The sequence below is a fragment of the Pseudarthrobacter oxydans genome, from assembly GCF_013314975.1.
Taxonomy (GTDB): Bacteria; Actinomycetota; Actinomycetes; order Actinomycetales; family Micrococcaceae; genus Arthrobacter; species Arthrobacter oxydans.
On the sequence record NZ_JABTYH010000008.1, the window covers coordinates 34,975 to 54,595 of the forward strand.

Annotated in this window: 15 protein-coding genes; 7 read left to right on the forward strand and 8 right to left on the reverse strand. The window is 66.1% G+C overall.

What is annotated here, in order from left to right; all coding sequences use genetic code 11:
* The first annotated feature begins 5 nt into the window (after positions 1–5).
* A complete protein-coding gene (locus HTS88_RS07450) occupies positions 6–3,404 on the forward strand; it encodes a pyruvate carboxylase (RefSeq protein ID WP_174176943.1) in 3,399 nt (1,132 codons plus the stop codon).
* Between the two features lie 215 nt (positions 3,405–3,619).
* Here HTS88_RS07450 and HTS88_RS07455 read toward each other — a convergent pair whose 3' ends face one another.
* Positions 3,620–5,428 carry an AMP-dependent synthetase/ligase gene (locus HTS88_RS07455; RefSeq protein ID WP_174176945.1) on the reverse strand — a complete coding sequence of 603 codons (1,809 nt, stop codon included), beginning with the start codon at positions 5,426–5,428 and terminating at the stop codon, positions 3,620–3,622.
* A 190-nt stretch (positions 5,429–5,618) separates the two neighbouring features.
* On the opposite strand from HTS88_RS07455, the gene HTS88_RS07460 reads away from it, so the two are divergent.
* Positions 5,619–6,713, forward strand: coding sequence for an ROK family glucokinase (locus HTS88_RS07460; protein WP_174176954.1), 1,095 nt, complete (start codon positions 5,619–5,621; stop codon positions 6,711–6,713).
* A 61-nt stretch (positions 6,714–6,774) separates the two neighbouring features.
* Here the strand turns inward: HTS88_RS07460 and HTS88_RS07465 are convergent, their stop codons facing one another.
* Genes HTS88_RS07465 through HTS88_RS07475 form a run of 3 tightly spaced genes read right to left on the reverse strand, consistent with a single transcriptional unit; the run spans position 6,775 to position 8,955 of the window.
* The gene (locus HTS88_RS07465) at positions 6,775–7,362 is read right to left on the reverse strand and encodes a hypothetical protein (protein ID WP_174176956.1); all 588 of its coding nucleotides are present in this window, start codon (positions 7,360–7,362) and stop codon (positions 6,775–6,777) included.
* Positions 7,349–8,170 carry an alpha/beta hydrolase gene (locus HTS88_RS07470; RefSeq protein WP_174176958.1) on the reverse strand — a complete coding sequence of 274 codons (822 nt, stop codon included), beginning with the start codon at positions 8,168–8,170 and terminating at the stop codon, positions 7,349–7,351. Before HTS88_RS07470 ends, HTS88_RS07465 begins: the two co-directional genes overlap by 14 nt.
* Positions 8,167–8,955 (reverse strand): alpha/beta hydrolase, encoded by a 789-nt coding sequence (locus tag HTS88_RS07475; protein ID WP_174176961.1) that lies wholly within the window; start codon positions 8,953–8,955, stop codon positions 8,167–8,169. The genes HTS88_RS07470 and HTS88_RS07475 overlap by 4 nt, the downstream gene beginning before the upstream one ends.
* Before the next feature lie 111 nt (positions 8,956–9,066).
* Between HTS88_RS07475 and HTS88_RS07480 the strand changes: the two genes are divergently transcribed.
* Both HTS88_RS07480 and HTS88_RS07485 read left to right on the forward strand, forming a co-directional pair.
* Complete coding sequence (locus tag HTS88_RS07480; RefSeq protein WP_174176963.1) at positions 9,067–9,894, forward strand: 1-acyl-sn-glycerol-3-phosphate acyltransferase; 828 nt, start codon at positions 9,067–9,069, stop codon at positions 9,892–9,894.
* Positions 9,895–9,967: 73 nt separating this feature from the next.
* Positions 9,968–11,362, forward strand: coding sequence for a class II 3-deoxy-7-phosphoheptulonate synthase (locus HTS88_RS07485; RefSeq protein WP_174176965.1), 1,395 nt, complete (start codon positions 9,968–9,970; stop codon positions 11,360–11,362).
* A gap of 46 nt (positions 11,363–11,408) precedes the next feature.
* Here the strand turns inward: HTS88_RS07485 and HTS88_RS07490 are convergent, their stop codons facing one another.
* The gene (locus HTS88_RS07490) at positions 11,409–13,574 is read right to left on the reverse strand and encodes a protein kinase domain-containing protein (RefSeq protein WP_174176967.1); all 2,166 of its coding nucleotides are present in this window, start codon (positions 13,572–13,574) and stop codon (positions 11,409–11,411) included.
* A gap of 100 nt (positions 13,575–13,674) precedes the next feature.
* Positions 13,675–15,060 carry a lytic transglycosylase domain-containing protein gene (locus HTS88_RS07495; RefSeq protein ID WP_174176969.1) on the reverse strand — a complete coding sequence of 462 codons (1,386 nt, stop codon included), beginning with the start codon at positions 15,058–15,060 and terminating at the stop codon, positions 13,675–13,677.
* A gap of 239 nt (positions 15,061–15,299) precedes the next feature.
* Between HTS88_RS07495 and HTS88_RS07500 the strand changes: the two genes are divergently transcribed.
* On the forward strand, positions 15,300–15,653 hold the full coding sequence (locus HTS88_RS07500) for an Rv2175c family DNA-binding protein (protein ID WP_174176971.1): 354 nt from the start codon (positions 15,300–15,302) through the stop codon (positions 15,651–15,653).
* A gap of 38 nt (positions 15,654–15,691) precedes the next feature.
* Here the strand turns inward: HTS88_RS07500 and HTS88_RS07505 are convergent, their stop codons facing one another.
* Both HTS88_RS07505 and HTS88_RS07510 read right to left on the reverse strand, forming a co-directional pair.
* Positions 15,692–16,786, reverse strand: coding sequence for a polyprenyl synthetase family protein (locus HTS88_RS07505; RefSeq protein WP_174176973.1), 1,095 nt, complete (start codon positions 16,784–16,786; stop codon positions 15,692–15,694).
* On the reverse strand, positions 16,783–17,310 hold the full coding sequence (locus tag HTS88_RS07510; RefSeq protein WP_174176975.1) for a hypothetical protein: 528 nt from the start codon (positions 17,308–17,310) through the stop codon (positions 16,783–16,785). Before HTS88_RS07510 ends, HTS88_RS07505 begins: the two co-directional genes overlap by 4 nt.
* Before the next feature lie 90 nt (positions 17,311–17,400).
* Between HTS88_RS07510 and dinB the strand changes: the two genes are divergently transcribed.
* Positions 17,401–18,612 carry a DNA polymerase IV gene (gene dinB, locus HTS88_RS07515; protein WP_174177103.1) on the forward strand — a complete coding sequence of 404 codons (1,212 nt, stop codon included), beginning with the start codon at positions 17,401–17,403 and terminating at the stop codon, positions 18,610–18,612.
* A gap of 274 nt (positions 18,613–18,886) precedes the next feature.
* Positions 18,887–19,261: a DUF3040 domain-containing protein gene (locus HTS88_RS07520; RefSeq protein ID WP_174176977.1), complete on the forward strand. Its 375-nt coding sequence runs from the start codon at positions 18,887–18,889 to the stop codon at positions 19,259–19,261.
* Positions 19,262–19,621: the final 360 nt, after the last annotated feature.

Here is a 19,621-nt window from a genome sequence, read left to right on the forward strand (position 1 = left end):
GAAGTATGTTTTCCAAAGTTCTGGTGGCCAACCGCGGCGAAATCGCGATCAGGGCCTTCCGCGCCGGCTACGAGCTGGGCGCCAAGACCGTTGCCGTATTCCCCCATGAGGACAGGAACTCGATCCACCGCCAAAAAGCGGACGAGGCCTACCTGATTGGCGAAGAGGGCCACCCCGTCCGGGCATACCTGGACGTTGACGAAGTAGTGCGGGTAGCCAAGGAATCCGGAGCGGACGCAATCTACCCGGGCTACGGCTTCCTTTCCGAGAACCCGAACCTCGCCCGGGCAGCCAAGGCTGCGGGCATCACGTTCGTTGGGCCGCCCGCTGAAGTCCTGGAACTGGCAGGCAACAAGGTGGCAGCGCTGAAGGCTGCCCGCGACGCCGGCGTGCCTGTCCTGAAGTCCAGCGCGCCGTCCAAGGACCTGGACGAACTCATTGCGGCCGCCGACGACATCGGATTCCCCATCTTCGCCAAGGCCGTCGCCGGCGGCGGTGGCCGCGGCATGCGCCGGGTGGATACCCGGGAAGCCCTGCCGGAGGCCCTGCAGTCAGCAATGCGCGAAGCCGATGCGGCGTTCGGCGATCCCACCATGTTCCTGGAGCAGGCTGTCCTCCGCCCGCGCCACATCGAGGTGCAGATCCTGGCCGACGCCGAGGGCAACGTCATGCACCTCTTCGAACGCGACTGCTCCATCCAGCGCCGCCACCAGAAGGTCATCGAAATCGCGCCGGCCCCCAACCTGGACGAAGGCATCCGCCAGGCGCTCTACCGGGACGCCGTCAAGTTCGCCAAGGCACTGAACTACGTCAACGCCGGCACCGTGGAGTTCCTGGTGGACACCGTCGGTGAGCGCGCCGGCCAGCACGTCTTCATCGAAATGAACCCCCGCATCCAGGTGGAGCACACGGTCACGGAGGAAGTCACCGACGTCGACCTGGTCCAGGCGCAGATGCGCATCGCTTCCGGCGAGACGCTGGCTGACCTGGGCCTCTCGCAGGAGACGGTGCACCTCAAGGGCGCAGCGCTGCAGAGCCGCATCACCACGGAGGACCCCGCGAACGGCTTCCGTCCCGACGTCGGAAAGATCACCGGTTACCGCTCCGCCGGCGGCGCCGGAGTACGGCTCGACGGCGGCACGGTTTACTCGGGCGCCGAGATCAGCCCGCACTTCGATTCCATGCTGGTGAAGCTGACCTGCCGGGGCAGGGACTACCCGTCCGCCGTCGCCCGCGCCCGCCGTGCGCTGGCGGAGTTCCGCATCCGCGGCGTCTCGACGAACATCTCGTTCCTGCAGGCAGTACTTGACGACCCCGATTTCATCGCAGGCGACGTCGCTACCTCCTTCATCGACGAGCGTCCTCAGCTGCTCAAGGCCCGCGTCTCCGCCGACCGCGGCACCAAGCTCCTCACCTGGCTGGCCGAAGTCACCGTCAACAAGCCCAACGGCGAACTGACCGTCCACTCCAACCCGGCCAGCAAGCTGCCGTCGGTCAAGGACAAGCAGGCTGCACCCGGCTCCCGCCAGAAGCTGCTTGAACTGGGACCCGAGGGTTTTGCCAAGGCCCTGCGCGAACAGAATCCGGTCGCAGTCACGGACACCACCTTCCGTGACGCCCACCAGTCGCTGCTCGCCACCCGGGTGCGCACCCGCGACCTGGTGGCGGCCGGCCCCGCGGTCACGGCACTGCTGCCGGAGCTGCTGTCCGTTGAGGCCTGGGGCGGCGCAACCTACGATGTGGCCCTCAGGTTCCTGGGCGAAGACCCCTGGGACCGGCTCGCTGCCCTCCGCCAGGCCCTCCCGAACGTGTGCCTGCAGATGCTCCTCCGCGGACGCAACACCGTGGGCTACACGCCCTACCCGGAAGAGGTCACCGAGGCCTTCGTCAACGAGGCCGCAGCAACCGGCATCGACATCTTCCGGATCTTCGACGCCCTGAACGACGTCAGCCAGATGGCTCCTGCCATCCGGGCAGTCCGGGCAACGGGCACCGCTGTGGCCGAAGTGGCCCTGTGCTACACGGCCGACATGCTGGATCCGGAGGAAAAGCTCTACACGCTGGACTACTACCTGGAGCTGGCACAGAAGATCGTGGACGCCGGAGCCCACATCCTGGCGATCAAGGACATGGCAGGCCTGCTCCGGCCCGCCGCTGCCGCGAAGCTCGTTGCGGCCCTGCGGGAACGGTTCGACCTGCCGGTCCACCTGCACACCCACGACACCGCGGGCGGCCAGCTGGCCACCCTCCTGGCTGCCGTGGACGCCGGTGTGGACGCCGTCGACGTTGCCTCGGCATCGCTGGCCGGAACCACCAGCCAGCCGTCGGCCTCGGCACTGGTTGCGGCACTGGCCCACACACCCCGCGACACCGGCCTGAGCCTGGCAGCGGTGAGCTCCCTCGAGCCCTACTGGGAAGCAGTCCGCCGGGTCTACGCGCCCTTCGAGTCCGGACTGCCGGGCCCCACCGGCCGCGTCTACCAGCACGAGATTCCGGGTGGCCAGCTGTCCAACCTCCGCCAGCAAGCCATGGCGCTGGGCCTGGGCGAACGGTTCGAAGCCATTGAGGACATGTATACCGCCGCCGACCGCATCCTTGGCCGCCTGGTCAAGGTCACGCCGTCGTCGAAGGTTGTCGGTGACCTTGCCCTTCACCTGGTGGGCCTGAACGCGGACCCGGCCGACTTCAACGAGAACCCGCAGAACTACGACATTCCCGATTCGGTCATCGGGTTCCTGTCCGGCGAGCTCGGCGACCCCCCGGGAGGATGGCCGGAGCCGTTCCGCACCAAGGCCCTGCAGGGCCGCAGCGTGAAGGTCCGGGACGTGGAACTCAGCGCCGAGGACAGCGCGGCCCTGAAATCCGACTCCAAGACCCGGCAGCACACGCTCAACCGGCTGCTCTTCGACGGTCCCACCAAGGACTACCTCAAGAGCGTGGAGACCTACGGCAACCTCTCCGTCCTGGACACCCGCGACTACCTCTATGGCCTGCAGCGCGGCGCGGAGCACGAAATCCAGCTGGAGAAGGGCGTACGACTGATCGCTTCCCTGGAAGCGGTGTCGGAGCCGGACGAGAAGGGCATGCGCACCGTCATGTGCACCCTCAACGGCCAGTCCCGGCCGGTTGTTGTGCGGGACCGGTCCGTGGTCAGCAACGTCAAGGCCGCCGAAAAGGCGGACCCGGGCCAGCCCGGCCACGTTGCGGCCCCCTTCGCCGGCGCCGTCACCCTGACAGTCAAGCAGGGCGATGAGGTCAAGGCAGGCGACACGGTGGCCACCATCGAGGCCATGAAGATGGAGGCATCCATCACGACGCCGGTGGCCGGCAAGGTTTCCCGCCTCGCCGTCTCCGCCGTCGAGCAGGTGGAAGGCGGAGACCTCCTGCTGGTGGTCGAGCAGTAGAAAACAGCTGAGCAAGGCAACTAGAGGGTCCCCCGCCAGGAGGACCCTCTAGTTCTTTAATGCCCTGGCCACCGCTCGACTGGACAGCGGGCACTGTGGCGGACTCCGGTCCGGCAGCGTGCGTAAAAGGGGCCCCGCGCCCCTGCTCGCCGCGAAGCGGCCTTTGCGGGGCGCGGGGAATAGCACGCAGAGGATCGGTGACCGCCTCGCGCCTGTTAGGAACGCGGTGCGGCGTACATCTCCTCGATGACCGTTTCGAAGTCCTTCATCACCTGGGCCCGCTTGACCTTCATGGAAGGGGTCAGGTGGCCGGAGGCCTCGGTGAAGTCGGCGGGCACGATGCGGAAGGACTTGATCGCTTCGGCCTGAGAGACGGAGGTGTTGGCTGCGGTGATCAGGTCCTGGACGGCTGCCTTGACCACCGGGTTGTTCGCGGCGTCCGCAAGGGAGGTGTCCGCGGGGAGGTTGTGGCGCTGCAGCCAGCCGGGGAGGGCTTCCTGGTCCAGGGTGACCAGCGCACCGATGAACGGCCGGTTGTCACCCACCACCAGCACCTGCGAGACGAGCGCATCAGCCCGGATCTGGTCCTCCAGCAGGGCCGGGATGACGTTCTTCCCGCCGGCGGTGACAATGATTTCCTTTTTGCGTCCCGTGATCCAGACGAAGCCGTCCTCATCCAGGCGGCCGATGTCTCCGGTGCGCAGCCAGCCGTCGTCGAACGTCTCGCTGGTGAGGTCCGGCCGCTGGTAGTAGCCCCGCATCACGCAGACACCCTTGGCAAGGATCTCGCCGTCCTCGGCGATCTTGACTGAGTTCCCGGGCAGGGGCTTCCCGACGGAGCCGATCTTGATCCTTGACGGTGTGTTCACGGAAATGGGGGCGGTGGTTTCGGTCAGGCCGTATCCCTCAAGGACCTGCAGCCCGATGCCCTGGAAGAAGTGGCCCAGGCGTTCGCCCAGGGGACCGCCGCCGGAGACTGCGTGGGCAACGTGCCCGCCCATGGCCGCCCGCAGCTTCCCATAGACGAGCTTGTCGAACAGGGCATGGCGGAGCTTCAGGCCCAGGCCGATGCGGCCGTCCTGCCGTGCCTTGGAATACGCGATGGCAGTATCGGCCGCCTTGTGGAAGATCGCTCCCTTCCCGCCGTCCTCCGCCTTGGTCAGGGCCGAGTTGTAGACCTTCTCGAAAACGCGCGGCACCGCGAGGATGAACGTGGGTTCGTAGCTCTGGAGGTCCGCCAGGAGGTTCTTGATGTCCGGGGTATGGGCCACAGTGGTGCCGGCAGCCATCGCAAGGACGGAGATAAAGCGGGCGAAGACGTGTGCCAGGGGGAGGAACATGATGGTCTTCGCGTTTTCATGGACGATTTCGCCAATAATGGCCAGCGCGTTGTCCGACAGCTCAACGAAGTTGCCATGCGTGAGTTCGCAGCCTTTGGGCCTGCCTGTGGTCCCGGAGGTGTAAATGATGGTGGCGGTATCGCGCAGTCCGGCGGTCTTCCGGCGGGCCTCAAGGTCGTCATCGCTGACGTCGCGGCCGGCTTCGCGGAGGGCATCGAGACCGTTTCCTTCCAGCTGCCAGACATGCTGGAGCGAAGTGAGTGCTTCCGCCGTCACGGCCTGGCGGATGATGTCCTCATGGTGGGCTGCCTCGCCGAAGGCGGCCACGGCGCCGGAGTCACCGAGGTTCCACGCAACCTGGGAAGGTGAGGACGTTTCGTAGATGGGGACCGAGACCGCTCCCGCGAACCAGATGGCAAAGTCCACCAGTGACCACTCGTAGCGGGTGCGGGACATGATGCCCACGCGGTCGCCCGCTCCCACGCCGCTGGCCATCAGTCCTTTGGCAAGCGTCCGGACGTCTGCCAGGAAATCGGTGGCGGAAATGTCCTGCCAGGTTCCGGAGGCATCGAGCCGCGAAAAGAGTGCCGGGTTGCTGGCCTTCGCTGCCTGCCGCAGCACAAGGTCGGTGATGTTGGTCTCCGGTGGGACAACAACAAGAGGCGGAACACTGAATTCGCGCACTATAGCTCCTTTGATATCCGAGGTCCCGCGCAGGGGTATGCCTAAAGACTAGTACGCCCATGCGGGACCATGCAGTAACTAAAGTTACTGGCCGGTAACTTTGCCGTCAATGCTGCCTGGCGGACGTGTCCGCGGCAGCTCCGCCTGTCCGCGCACAGACGTGGAATATGCCCACCTAGAATGGGGAACTATGTATGCACCGCCCCCCGGCAAGCAGCCCGGGCCCCTGAGCAGACCTGCCCCCTGGAGGGCGCGGCCCACCTCGCGCGGGGCAGGGACACGGCACGACGGCGGGGGCTTCCGTGAGCATTTGCGCCTCGGCCGCAAGGGCCTCGCCATTGGAATCGACATCGGCGGCACCAAGGTGGCGGCCGGCGTCGTGGATGCCGACGGCCGCATCCTCCGCGAAGCGCGCCGTGCCACGCCCGGCAGCGACCCCCGGGCCGTGGAGCAGGTCATCGTGGAGCTGGTCGAGGAACTGGGCAAGGGGCACCGGATCTGGTCAGTGGGCATCGGCGCCGCCGGGTGGATGGACCTCGACGGCGGCACGGTGCTTTTCAGCCCCCACCTGGCCTGGCGCAATGAGCCGCTCCGGGCCAACCTGCAGCAGCTCCTCCGCAGGCCCGTGCTCCTGACCAACGACGCCGATGCCGCCGCATGGGCGGAATGGCGCTTTGGGGCGGGGCAGGGGGAAGACCGGCTGGTCTGCATCACCCTTGGCACCGGTATTGGCGGTGCCATGGTGATGGACGGCAGGGTGGAGCGCGGGCGGTTCGGCGTGGCAGGCGAGTTCGGCCACCAGATCATCATGCCGGGCGGTCACCGGTGTGAATGCGGAAACCGCGGCTGCTGGGAACAGTATGCGTCCGGGAACGCGTTGGGGCGCGAAGCCCGGATCCTGGCGCGGGCAAACTCTCCGGTGGCGCAGGACCTGCTCGCGGCCGTCGGCGGGCGGACGGAAGCAATCACGGGCGCGATCGTCACGGAGCTGGCACTTGCCGGTGACCCCGCGTGCCGGGAGCTGCTTGAGGAGGTGGGGGAATGGCTCGGGCTGGGGCTGGCCAATCTGGCTGCGGCGCTGGATCCGGGACTTTTTGTCATCGGCGGTGGCCTGTGCTCAGCAGGCGACCTGCTGGTGGAGCCCGCCCGGAAGGCCTTCGCCCGCAACCTGACGGGGCGTGGTTTCCGGCCGGCCGCCGGCATTCAACTGGCTGCCCTCGGGCCGAGCGCCGGACTCATCGGAGCCGCCGACCTGTCCCGCGTCAGCAGCCGGGCGCGCCGCTGACGGAACGTGCACTTCTCCGGTGTTGAGCACGGGAACGAGCAGCACGGGGGAGCCGGCCGCGCTAGACGCGTGCGCCGTCGTCGTTCTCGTCTTTTTCCTGCGGAAGCTTCATGATCAGGTAGACCGTTCCGAGGACGAATGCAGCCACAATAGCCACGATGGCCAGGAGCGGGGCGGAGCGCCAGAACATCACGGACAGCAGGAGGGCCACCGGCCCGCCCACGGCGGCGAGCCACGCAAGCATGGTCAGCGGATCTGTTCCGGCCAGGCTGGGCGGTTCCTCCGGGACGAATTCACCGTCATCCGGGTCCACGTCGTAGTCGCGGGGGCCGGAAGGGAAGCCTGCCTCGACGCCGGGGCCCGGCGTTTCAGCCGAGGCCTGCCGCTCCGCCGCGGACAATTCCGCGGGGACTGCGCCCGCAAGGCCCAGCGGGTCAAAATCCCGGAACACGGGCGGCCTTCCCCCCTGGGCTGAAGCGTCCGGGCGCGGCGCCGCGTCCGTCGCCGGATCGCCGGAAATTCCCGTGCCGCTGATGCCGCCCGTGCCTGCATCAGGGGCTCCGGATTCAAGGCGGGCCACCAGATCCAGCCAGACGGCGTCGTCCGGGTTCGCTCCCTGGTCCTGGGGTCCGGGGTCAGGCTTGTTCATGGGGCGTGGCCTCCAGGGTCGATGCTGCGCTTGCCGTTGGCCGTTCCGGATTTACGCCGGAAACCACCGCCCGGATGAACTCCACGGAGCCCTGGAAAATCTGGTCGGCGTCGTTGTCCAGGGTGGCCACGTGGTAGCTGTTTTCAAGACGGACCAGATCCAGGGGTGCGTGGGTCAATCCCCGGCGGAGGGCATGGATGCTGGAGTCGGATACCACGTGGTCAATGGTGGACCGGTAGACCCGGACGGGGGCGGTGACCCTGGGCAGGATCCTGATGGTGTCCTTGAACAGCTTGTTGAGCTCATGCGCGGCAGCTACCGGGGTCCGCGAATAGGCGCCCTCGTCCATGCCTTCTTTAAGGATGTCGTTCCCGATGGCAGGCGTACTTTTCATGACCAGCTTCAGGATGCCGGCGAGGGGCGCGCGCGGATCGTCAATGACCAGCCCCGGGTTGACAAGGACCACCCCGGCCACGGGCCGGGTGGCAGCGATCCGCAGGGCCAGCGCTCCACCCATGCTCAATCCTGCTGAAAAGACGTAATCGCAGCTGGCGTCCAGCTCCAGGTATGCGTCGTCCAGGGCGCCGTGCCACTGCTGCCACCGCGTGCGGGCGAGTTCCTGCCAGCTGGTGCCATGTCCGGGCAGCAGGGGCATGCGCACCGCGAAGCCGGCGCCGGCCAGTGCCTGGGCCCAGGCACGCAGCCCGTGCGGGCTGCCGGTAAACCCGTGGGAGAGGACCACGCCGATGCGGGGCCCCCCGCCGGTGCAGCCGCTGCTGAAGGGGCTGTGGTCCAGGCTGGAGGTCATGGAGTCTCCAATGCGGTGTTCTGGCGGGCGAGGGCGTGGACGAAAGCACTGGATTTTGCAAAGATCTCCGGTGCGTCCACGTCCAGCGTAGCCACATGTCCGCTGCTGTGGAGATCCACCACTTCGGCGAGGCGGCTGCCGAGGCCTTTCCGGAGCAGCGCCAGGGACGTCGGCGGTACCACGGCATCGGTGCGGGACTTGAAGACCTGGACAGGCGCCGTGACCTTTGACAGGCCGCGGGCCGCGGCACGAAAGAGCTTCTTCAGCTCGTGCACCGCCGCCAGGGGAGTGCGCGAGTAGTCCCCGTCGTTGGTGACTGCCGCCGTCGCCTGTTCCTCCTCTATGGGGAGTGTTGTCCGCTGGAAGTACTTCAGCACTCCGATCACCCGGACCCGCCGGTCGTAGAAGCTCAGCCCCGGGTTGACCACGGACACCCCGGCAACGGTGTGCCGGGAGGCCGTCAGCAGCGCAATGGCCCCGCCCATGGAGAGCCCGGCCACAAAGCACGTTTCTGTGTTCCGCGCGAGCTCCAGGTAGGCGGCCTCGAAGCTGCGGTACCAGTCGGTCCACCGCGTCCTTGCCAGGTGGCGCCAGTCAGTCCCATGACCGGGCAACAGGGGGACGGTGACGGCGTAACCCTGTGAGGCGAGGTGCTCGGCCCACGGCAGGACACTGAGGGGGCTTCCCGTGAAGCCGTGGCAGATGGCGATGCCGATCCGCGCATTGGGCCCGTGTCCGGGATAGCTGAAAGCGGCAGGAGGGGACGGGATGCTGCTTTCGCTCATGGCTCCATCGTGTCACTGTTCCGGACAAATCTCACTAGAGTAGGGTTGCATTGAACTGCTGGCCAGGCCCGACGCGGGGCCTGCAGGCCGCCTTCCGGAGAGGTTTCTCACGTGTTCTATTGGGTCATGAAGCGGATCTTCCTTGGTCCTGTGTTGAAGCTCCTTTTCCGCCCCTGGGTCAAGGGACTGGACAATATTCCGGCTGAAGGCCCGGCGATTATTGCGTCCAACCACCTCTCCTTCTCCGATTCGATCTTTATGCCGCTGATGGTCCGCCGGCCGGTGGTTTTCCTGGCCAAGTCGGAGTACTTCACCGGCACCGGAATCAAAGGCAGGCTGACTGCCCTGTTCTTCCGGCTGACCAACCAGCTGCCCATGGACCGGTCCGGGGGAGCTGCCTCCGCAGCCTCATTGACCGCCGGCATGGAGGTCCTCACGCATGGCGGACTGCTGGGCATCTATCCCGAGGGCACACGGAGCCCGGATTCCAGGCTCTACAGGGGCAAGGTTGGCGTGGCCAGGCTTGCGCTGCAGGCCGGGGTCCCGGTGGTACCTGTCGCGATGATCGGCACGGACAAGGTCCAGCCCATTGGAAAGCGGCTGCCGAACATCCGCAGGATCGGCATGATCTTTGGGGAGCCGCTGGACTTCAGCCACTACCGGGACCAGGCCGAGGACCGCGACATCCAGCGTAAAGTCACCGACCAGATCATGTTCGAACTGATGCGTCTCTCCGGGCAGGAATACGTGGACGAGTACGCCGCCGTAGTCAAGCTGCGGCTGGCCGGCAAGGCCGTCGAACCGGCGGCCGCAGCCGAACTCCTGGCACCGCCCGCACCTGCATCCGGCAGTACGGGCGAGCCCACTTCCGGTGCCGGCAACGGCGGTTCTTCGGGTGACACACGAACAGCGGACGACGGCGGTGCTGCCGCGGGCTGAGCGGGTTGTGACGCGGCGGGCCCGAAGCGTGACAGTGCGGTGTCCCGGGGACCTGCGCGACCGCTAGTCTTAGATGGTGACTGAGCTATCTGCAAAACCCGCCTTTTCGCTGTCCAGCACCGCCCAGAGCGGAGCAGCCGACTATCCCGAACTTGATAACTGGCGGGACCTTCCCATTTCCCAGCAGCCCAGCTGGCAGGACAGGGACGTGTTCAACGCCTCGGTGAAGGAACTCTCCGTCCTTCCCCCGCTGGTTTTTGCGGGTGAGGTGGATGTCCTCCGCGAGCGGCTGGCCGCTGCTGCCCAGGGCAAGGCCTTCCTGCTGCAGGGCGGTGACTGCGCCGAAACCTTCGAGGCCGCCACGGCAGACAAGATCAGCGCCCGGGTCAAGACCATCCTCCAGATGGCCGTGGTGCTCACCTACGGTGCCGCCATGCCCGTCATCAAAATGGGCCGCATGGCCGGTCAGTTCGCCAAGCCCCGTTCTTCCAATGACGAAACCCGCGGCGGCGTTACCCTGCCCGCATACCGGGGCGACATCGTGAACGGCTACGAGTTCACTCCGGAGTCCCGGGGCCACGACGCTTCCCGGATGCTCCGCGCCTACCACACGTCCGCTTCCACGCTGAACCTGATCCGCGCCTTCACGCAGGGCGGTTTTGCCGACCTCCGTTCGGTGCACCAGTGGAACAAGGGCTTCACCGAGAACCCGGCACACGCACGCTATGAGTCCCTGGCCCGCGACATCGACCGCGCCATCAAGTTCATGGCCTCCTGCGGCGCCGACTTCGAAGCACTGAAGCGGGTCGAATTCTTTGCCAGCCACGAAGCACTGCTGCTGGACTACGAGCGGGCCCTGACCCGGATCGATTCACGTACCGGGTTCCCGTACGACACGTCTGCCCACTTCCTCTGGATCGGCGAGCGGACCCGCGAACTGGACCACGCCCACGTCGACTTCCTTTCACGGGTGCGGAACCCCATCGGCGTGAAGCTGGGCCCGTCCACCACCGGCGACGACGCCCTTCGCCTGATCGACAAGCTGGACCCGGACCGGGAGCCGGGCCGGCTGACGTTCATCACCCGCATGGGGGCCGGCAACATCCGCGAGAAGCTGCCCGCCGTCGTCGAAAAAGTCACCGCGTCAGGCGCGCAGGTGCTGTGGGTCACCGACCCCATGCACGGGAACACCGTAACGTCCCCCAACGGCTACAAGACCCGCAATTTCGACGACGTCATTGACGAAGTGCGCGGCTTCTTCGAGGTGCACCACGCCCTGGGGACCGTCCCCGGCGGCCTGCACGTGGAAATGACCGGCGACGACGTCGCAGAGTGCCTCGGCGGGGCCGATCCCGTGGACCAGGACGCCTTCCTGGACCGTTACGAATCAGTCTGCGACCCGCGCCTGAACCACATGCAGTCCCTCGAAATGGCCTTCCTGGTGGCCGGAGCCCTGGCAAAGCACTAGGCGCCGCACACTCATGACCTGACAGTGGTGTGGCCGGCAGGTCCGGCTACACCACCGTCAGGGTGATGACCGATCCTTCCGGAACCTCTTTGTTCACCGGATCCTGATCCCTGACGGTTCCGAAGAAACCGCCGAGGATGTTATTCACTTTCACCTCGAAGCCGAGCTGGCGCAATGCCTGTTCGGCCTCTCTGGCCTGCTTGCCGATGTAACTGGGGACTTCCACCATCCGGGGTCCCTTGGAGATCGTCAGGGTTACGCTGCCGCCGCGGGTGAGCGTTCCTTCCGCCGGCGCCTGGCTGACCACAGCGCCCTTGGGAATATCCCGGCTAAAGACTTCCTCGCCGGCCACATCCGCCTGGAGTCCGGCTGCCGTGATGGCATCAACGGCATCGTCCTCGTCCTGGCCCACCACCAGCGGCACCGGGATGGGCTCGGGCCCCTTGGAAACCACCAGGCCGACGGGCGTGCCGCGCCGGACCTCCGTACCCGCAGCGGGGTCCTGGGACAGGACTGTACCCGCGGGCGCCTGCTCATCGAACTGCTCCGTCACGGGACCCAGTACCATCTCGGCCGCATTGAGGCCGTTCTTGGCTTCGTCCAGGGTGCCGCCGGCCAGCACTGGCAGCGGAAAAAGCTGGGGGCCCTTGGAAACAAAGAGGGACACTGGCTGGAACTTGCGGATTTCCGTGCCCTCGGCCGGCTCGCTGCCCACCACCAGGCCGGACGGCACCTCGTCGTCGAAGACGTCCCTGGTGGTGGACCGGAACCCGGCCTCGCTGAGCAGCTGCTGCGCCTGCGCCACGGTCTTGTTGGCGACGGAAGGAATGGACGCGGCTGCGCCGGGGCCCATACCGAAAAACCAGCCCGCGCCTGTCGCCAGGAGGGCGGCCACCACCAGCACTATCACCCACAGGACGCCACGGCGCCGGGGATTCCCTTCCCGAAGGGTCCGTGCGGGGGTGGCTGCGGCACGGGCCCGTGCCTTCTCATCCTCCCTGTCCGCTTTGCGCTGGGCACGTTTGCCCAGCACCGGAGGAGGGGGAGCCCACTCCTGGTCGTCGTCAGGTGGTGACAGTGTCCGCCTGGCAGCACCAGGTGCCGGACCTGAAGGCTGCATGGCAGAACGGGACTGGCCCGGCGTCGGCTGGTAGGCGGATCCGGCTGGCTGTCCGTATGGCATGACCGTTGTGGGATTGCTGGTGCGGCCGATGACCTCGGTGGGATGCTGGACGAGCCCGGTGTTGTCAGGTTCACGGGATGGCGGAGGACCCGCGGGCGGGGAAGGAATCCGCAGCGGGGCAACCTGCTGGGGCGCGGTCACGGTGCCCACCGCAGCAGCCGCCGGCGGACGAAGGTCCAGTTCAGCATCTGTGAGGTTGGTCCGGATGTGCCGCAGTTCCTGGAGCAGGGCGTTCCCGTCCACCGGCCGGTTCTCGGGGTCGTTGGCGGTGCACCACTGCACGAGTTCATCCACTTCCGCGGCCAGGCCCGCGACCAGGGCCGACGGCGGTCCGACCGTCCCGTTGACGTGCTGGTAAGCCACCTGGATGGGGACCTCGCCGTCGAACGGCTGCTGTCCGGTAAGCATTTCGTACAGCATGATGCCCAGGGAGTAGATGTCGCTGCGCGCGTCAGCCGGCCTGCCCAGGACAAGTTCAGGGGAGAGGTAGGCGACCGTGCCGATCAGGGCACCGGTGCTGGTAGAGGTGGTGACAGCGCGGGCCAGGCCGAAATCCCCGATCTTGATCCGTCCGTCGTCCGAGATCAGCACGTTTTCAGGCTTGACGTCACGGTGGATGAAGCCGGCGGCATGCGCGGCACCGAGCCCTTCAACAACCGGGTCGATCAGTGCCAGTGCCAGGCGGGGCGGCAATGCGCCTTTCTCGTTAATCAGGTCACGGAGGGTGTGGCCTTTGATGTATTCCATGACCAGGTAGGCCGTGCGGCCGTCGTTCCCCTGGTCGAGGACCCCCACCACGTGGGGATGGGACAACCTTGCAGCCGCCTTTGCCTCCCGGCCGAGCCGGCCCAGGAAGTTGTCGTCAGAGGAGAGGTGGGGGTGCAGCACCTTCAGCGCCACGTCCCGTTCCAGCCGTTGGTCCGTGGCAAGGTAAACCGTGGACATGCCGCCGCGCGCGAGCTTGGACCGTACGGCGTACCGGTTGTCCACCAGCGTTCCTACAAGAGGGTCTGACACGTGTTCCTGCACCCTACGATCCTAATCCCCGCAACGGAACGGGCCCGAACCTTTACCGGTCCGGACCCGTTCAAAATTCACTGCCCCACAGTGTGCGGGCCGCAGCAGCAGCTCAGCCGAAGTTTTTCTGGTGTGCCTTGATGGCCGCCACATAGGCCTTGGTGTCGTCGTACATGCCGTACTTGCTCACGGAGTACTGGCCCTGGTAGTAGCCGGCGATGGCCGTGTCCCTGTCCTTGCTGGTGGCCAGGAGCTGGCGGATGATTGCCACCCCGGCCGTGGCATTGTCGTAAGGGTCCAGCAGGTTCAGCTTGCGTCCCACCAGATCCGAAGCCCACTGGCCGGAAGTGGGGATGACCTGCATGGTTCCGATGGCGTTGGCCGGGGAAACTGCCCGCTGGTCGAACCCTGATTCCTGGTGCGCGAAGGCGAGGGCCAGGGAGGGTTCCACTCCCAACCTGCGCGCGGTATCTGCCACGATGTTCCGCATTTCAGCTCGGGAGGGCACAGGGGAGGCGTTCAGCAACGCCTTGTTCTCGTTGGCCGAGCTGACCACTGCAGCAGGGTAGCTGAAGCCCAGGAATGAGCTTGGGACCAGAGGCGTTACCGAGGCGGCCGGCTGCGGAGCGGCCGTCTGGCCGTTGGCGCCGGGGATGGCCAGCTTGTTTCCCGGGTAAATGACACTGGTCATGCCCAGGCGGTTGGCGGACAGCAGCTCGGAAAGCTTGACGCCGTGCCGGGACGCGATCGCGGAGAGCGTGTCTCCGGCTTTGACGGTGTAGGAGCCGGAGGCCGGGGCCGCAGGCGCGGCGGGAGCCGATGTTGAGGCCAGCCCGCTTGAGGCAGGAGCCGCGGCGGGCGCGGGAGCCGCGTCACCGGCCCCCACCTTGATCTTCTGCCCGGGGTAGATAACCGAGCGCATGTTGAGGTTGTTCCACGAGAACACATCCGCCAGGCCCACGTTGTGGCGGGCCGCGATGGCACCCAGCGTGTCACCCGGTTTCACCGTGTACGTGGCTCCGCCCGCGGGGGCGGAGGCAGGTGCGGCAGGAGCGGGCGCGGCGGACGGCGCTGCCGGTGCGGCGGCCGAACCGGAAAGCTTGATCTTCTGCCCGGGGTAGATGATCGTGTTCGCCTGCAGGTTGTTCAGCTTCAGGACCTCGGCCGTGCTAAGCCCGAATTTGCCTGCTACGGCGCTGATGGTGTCGCCGCGGGCAATCGTGTACTCCGCCGGGGCCTGCGGCTGTGCGGGCCTGAAGGCTGAGGGGATCGCCGTCGACACCGACGCCGCGGGGATGACTGCCGCTGTGGCCGTCGCGGCCTGGGCTTTCATGGCCGCTGCAAGCGTCCCCGGAATGGCCCGGACCGGCTGCTCTGCAGCTGCTGGCTGGGCCAGCGCCAAGGATGACAATACGACCGCTGGCAGCGCTGCCGTCGTTGCGGCGAGCATAGGCAGGCTCGGCTTGGGGGGCTGCTTGTGCGAGCGGGACATCGTCATGGAAAGAATCCTCTTCTCAACTGCGGGCGCGGGCGGGGATGCCGCTGATTCCGATACTACTGTTACTGCTGTTAATACTGTTACAAATGTGGTCAATGAGAATCTCTCACGGATTGGGGATTAGCACAAGAATTCCGGGAACAGCTGCAAGGAAGAATTTTGGGAGTGTCCGCAGGTCAATGGGTTCCCCGGAGTGCATCAACTAGGCGCCAGGGCGCACGCCGTGGCAACCTTGATCCGTGAGTAATGTAGAAAACCTTGTGGGCGACTGGTTGCCCCTGCCCGACGTCGCCCGTTTATTGGATGTTTCCATCACCAAGGTGCACAGCCTGCTTGATGAACGTGCGCTGGCCGCGCTGCGGGTTGGTGAGCGGAAAATCAGGTCGGTGCCTGCAGGGTTTATCCAGGACGGCCAGGTGGTGGACAGCCTCAAGGGAACCATCGTTGTCCTGTCTGACGCAGGGTATTCGGACGAGGACCTGATCGTCTGGCTCTTTACCCCGGATGAGTCACTGCGAGGACGGCCCATCGACGCTCTTCGTGAGGGCCGGAAAACAGAAATACGGCGCAGGGCACAGACCCTCGCCTGGTAGTTCCCGGCCCGGCACTTCGCCTGGCCTGCACTGGACCGCTAGGAGGCCCGGCTGACAGTCGCTTCAGCCAGCCGCCGAAGGGCAGTCTTGGGCAATTCGACCAGGGGAAGTGCCTCCAGGGCCTCGAAGGCCGCGGCGCCGAATTCACTGATGAGGACCTCGGTGGCCGCCAGCGCCCCGGACTCCTCGATAATCCGCCGGAGCTCGTCGACGTCTTCCTCCGAGAGGTCCGGGCTTCCGAGCCTGGAGTCGATGAAGGCCGCCTCTTCAGCCGTTGCCTGGTCCATGGCCAGGGCGACCAGCACAGTGCGTTTCCCTTCCCGCAGGTCGTCGCCGGCCGGCTTGCCGGTTGTCAGCGGATCGCCGAAGACACCGAGCACGTCGTCCCGGAGCTGGAACGCTTCCCCCAGGGGCAGCGCAAACGCCGAGTATCCGCGGAGCAGGTCATCCGAGGCCCCAGCGAGTGCGCCTCCCAGCGCCAGCGGATGTTCTGTGGAGTACTTGGCGGACTTGAAGCGGATGATGGACTGGGCCCGCGAGACAGCGCCTGCGCGGTCCCTGGCGGGCCCGGCAACCTCTTCCAGGATGTCCAGGTACTGGCCCGCCATCACTTCGGCCCGCATGAGGTTGAAGATCAGCCTTGCCCTGCTGCCCGCTGCGGCCCGCTCGCCGATGTCCGTGAAGGCTTCCTCGCTGAAGGAGAGGCACAGGTCTCCCGCCAGAATGGCAGCTGCCTGGCCGAAGCGTTCGCTGTCCAGCGCCCAGCCCTGTGAGCCGTGCAGGTCGCTGAACCGCCGGTGGACACTCGGTCCGCCCCGCCTGGTGTCAGACCGGTCGATGATGTCGTCGTGGATCAGCGCGGCGGCCTGGAACAACTCAAGGGCTGCGCCTGCCGTCACTACCTGCTGGGCCGCAGGTTCTCCACCGGCACCCCGCCAGCCCCAGTAGCACATCAGCGCGCGCAGGCGCTTGCCGCCGGTGACAAGGTTGGAGATTGACCCCATGATCGGATCAATGTCCGGCGAAATGGCGGACATGACTGATTGGCGCGAGGCCAGGAACCCCGTCAGTTCGCCGGCCACCGCCGCCACGAAGTCGGCCTGTTCATGCCTGAGCTGCTCGGCCGCCGTCACTTGGCTGACTCAGCTGGCACGTTGGCGCCGATGGTAAAGGTGGAAACTCCGGCTGCTTCAACGACCGAGACATTGACGGTCTCGCTGTCCCCCCGGAGAAAGTCCCTGGAAGCCACGGCCCCCACGGCTTCGCCGGGCACGGCCTTGAAGCCCTGGCCTTCCAGTGCCTTGACGTAGAAATCGAGGACTGCGGCGGTGGGGGCCGCCACCGTGCCCACCAGGGCGGCAGTGGCGGGGGCCGACGCTTTGTCGAAACTGCTCGATACCACTGTGGCCCCCGGCATGAGGGGAAGGAGCTGCTGGGGGAAGCCGTCCACCAGTGCCCCTACCGTGGCGGAGGTATTGGGCGAAGCGGAAGGGCTGGGGGAAGCCGTGACGGTGGAGGCGGCAGTTGCCGGCGCCGATGCGGAGGCGGAAGGGTCCGGGCTTGCTGACGGGGTTGGACTGCAGGCTGCAAGTGCCATGGCTGCGCCGGCAGCTAGGACTGCAGCGCCCGCTGGCTTGAGGTTTCCAAAGACCGTCACAGGGACTTTCCTCCTGGTGTTGATGCCGGATTCAGCCTCCAGTTTAGTCAGTACAAAAGAGCTAGGATTGCAGCCGTGGGGCCCGAAGGTATGAACCAGCCACCCGGAGCGGTGCTTCCGGGACAGCGGCGCAAGTGCATCATGCACGTGGACATGGATGCCTTCTACGTCTCTGTCGAGCTGCGGACGCGCCCTGAGCTCCGCGGCAGGCCTGTCATTGTTGGCTTCCCCGCGGACCGCTCCGTGGTCCTCTCTGCCTCCTACGAAGCCCGTGCATTCGGCGTGAAATCTGCCATGCCGATGGCCGTGGCGTCCAGGATGTGCCCGCAGGCGGTCATCATCGAACCGCGCCACAAGCTGTACTACGAGGTGTCCGCCCAGCTGATGGCCATTTTTGGGTCCGTCACCGAACTCGTGGAACCACTCAGCGTCGACGAAGCGTTCCTCGACGTCACGGGCGCCATACGCCGCCTGGGGGCGCCGCGGGGCATCGGGGAAATGATCCGGCGCAGGGTAGCTTCGGAACTGGGCATCACTGCGTCCGTAGGGATCGCGGAATCCAAGTTCGTGGCGAAGATCGCGTCAACCCGCTGCAAGCCGGACGGACTGCTCCTGATCGGCCCGGACGAAACGGTGCCTTACCTCCACAGCCTGCCGGTTGGTGCGCTGTGGGGCGTGGGTGCCAAGACCGCGGATGTCCTGGCAAAGATGGGCATCAGGACGGTTGCGGACGTGGCGGCAACGCCGGTGTCCACCCTCAAGAGGATGCTGGGTGCTACGGGGGAGCATGTCCACCAGCTGTCGTGGGGCATTGACCACCGTGCGGTGACTCCAATCCGGCTTGAGAAGAGCATCGGTGCGGAAGAGACCTTTGCCGTCGACACGGGTGACGACGCACTGCTCCACCGTGAACTCCTGCGGCTCTCCCACCGGACGGCCTCACGCCTGCGGAGTTCCGGGATGGTGGCCCGGACCATTGCCCTGAAGTTGCGCTTCGCCGATTTCTCCACCATCACCCGCAGCCGGACGGTCCACACGCCGGTGGACAGTGCCCAGCTGATCTATGCCGTGGCGCTCCAGCTGCTGGAATCGGTGGGGGACAGGACCATGACGGTGCGGCTCGTGGGCGTCAGGGCCGAACAACTTGAAGAAGCGGCCCGCACCTCGCTGCAGCTGAGCATCGACCGTCGGGACGAGAACTGGCGTGCGGCCGAACAGGTCCTCGACGAAGTGGCGCGCAAGTTCGGCAGCAAATCCGTCCTTCCGGCCCGCCTGATGGAGCCAGGAGCCGGCCCTGGATAACACGCCGGTTGCGGCGGCCGGGAGGTCCCGGATAAGTCATTGCCGTCTTTCAGAACAGCCCTCAACAAACTATCCTTAGATGTACATAGTTTTTGAGTGACTGGACTTACTGCCGGACCCTCTTGGACATGCTCCCGCTCCTGCGACGGCGTGCCTGGTTACCGACTCTTGCCATTGTGGGCAGGGCGGGAACCTCTTAGGCACAACAGCCGTTAACGGTGCAGAAGTAGTGGCTGGGATCAGCCCGGACGTTGGCCTACAAAAGGAGGTCGTGATGCCGCTGTCGGAGCACGAACAGAAGCTGCTTGAGCAGCTGGAGAAGCAGCTTCACGAGGACGACCCGAAGTTCGCAAATTCCATGGGGTCAGACCCAGGGCGTTCATGGTCCACGAGGCATGTGGTGATTGGCGTCCTCTGCGCCTTGGCTGGCGTCTTCCTGTTGCTCGTGGGCGTCACTCTCCAAAATATCTTCGTCGGAGTACTGGGCTTCATAGTCATGGGCGGCGGCGTCTACTTCGCCACCATGCGCAGCAGTGCGGGAGCGAAGCCGGGATCCAAGGCCGCCGGCCGAAAGCCCGGCAAGCCGAAGAACTCCTTCATGAGCAGCCTCGAGGAGCGCTGGGACGAAAGGCGCAGGGGAGAACCCTAAACCTCCAGGTGCTGCCCGCGACGGCAACTCCACTTCCCTCCCCCTAGGGGGATAAACGCGAAGAGACCCGCCTTTGGGCGGGTCTCTTGGCGTTTAAGCCGGCAGTGGCCGATATGTTCCTCCTTCGCCCGGACCCGGCCGGAAGGCCACTGGATAGGGTCCCTTGTCCGTGCCCTCCTTCCTGGCCGGGAACCGCCCGGTGACACATATCCCTCCACTTTCCGCCACCGGGGCGAAATCCGCGCCAATTCAGCCTGCTTTTCCCAGAAAGTGGAGGCCAGGAAGCCCTGTTTGCGTTGACTGTGGGGGAAAGTGGAGTAATGTGGAGGGCATAAGAGGGTAGTTGCAACATAGGGGATG

What these genes read in the sequence shown, in the direction of transcription:
- dinB (WP_174177103.1), top strand. Translation starts at nt 17,401, where the DNA reads ATGAACCAGCCACCCGGAGCGGTGCTTCCGGGACAGCGGCGCAAGTGC.
- HTS88_RS07465 (WP_174176956.1), bottom strand. Translation starts at nt 7,362, where the DNA reads ATGAACAAGCCTGACCCCGGACCCCAGGACCAGGGAGCGAACCCGGAC.
- HTS88_RS07520 (WP_174176977.1), top strand. Translation starts at nt 18,887, where the DNA reads ATGCCGCTGTCGGAGCACGAACAGAAGCTGCTTGAGCAGCTGGAGAAG.
- HTS88_RS07495 (WP_174176969.1), bottom strand. Translation starts at nt 15,060, where the DNA reads ATGACGATGTCCCGCTCGCACAAGCAGCCCCCCAAGCCGAGCCTGCCT.
- HTS88_RS07475 (WP_174176961.1), bottom strand. Translation starts at nt 8,955, where the DNA reads ATGAGCGAAAGCAGCATCCCGTCCCCTCCTGCCGCTTTCAGCTATCCC.
- HTS88_RS07450 (WP_174176943.1), top strand. Translation starts at nt 6, where the DNA reads ATGTTTTCCAAAGTTCTGGTGGCCAACCGCGGCGAAATCGCGATCAGG.
- HTS88_RS07485 (WP_174176965.1), top strand. Translation starts at nt 9,968, where the DNA reads ATGGTGACTGAGCTATCTGCAAAACCCGCCTTTTCGCTGTCCAGCACC.
- HTS88_RS07470 (WP_174176958.1), bottom strand. Translation starts at nt 8,170, where the DNA reads ATGACCTCCAGCCTGGACCACAGCCCCTTCAGCAGCGGCTGCACCGGC.
- HTS88_RS07460 (WP_174176954.1), top strand. Translation starts at nt 5,619, where the DNA reads ATGTATGCACCGCCCCCCGGCAAGCAGCCCGGGCCCCTGAGCAGACCT.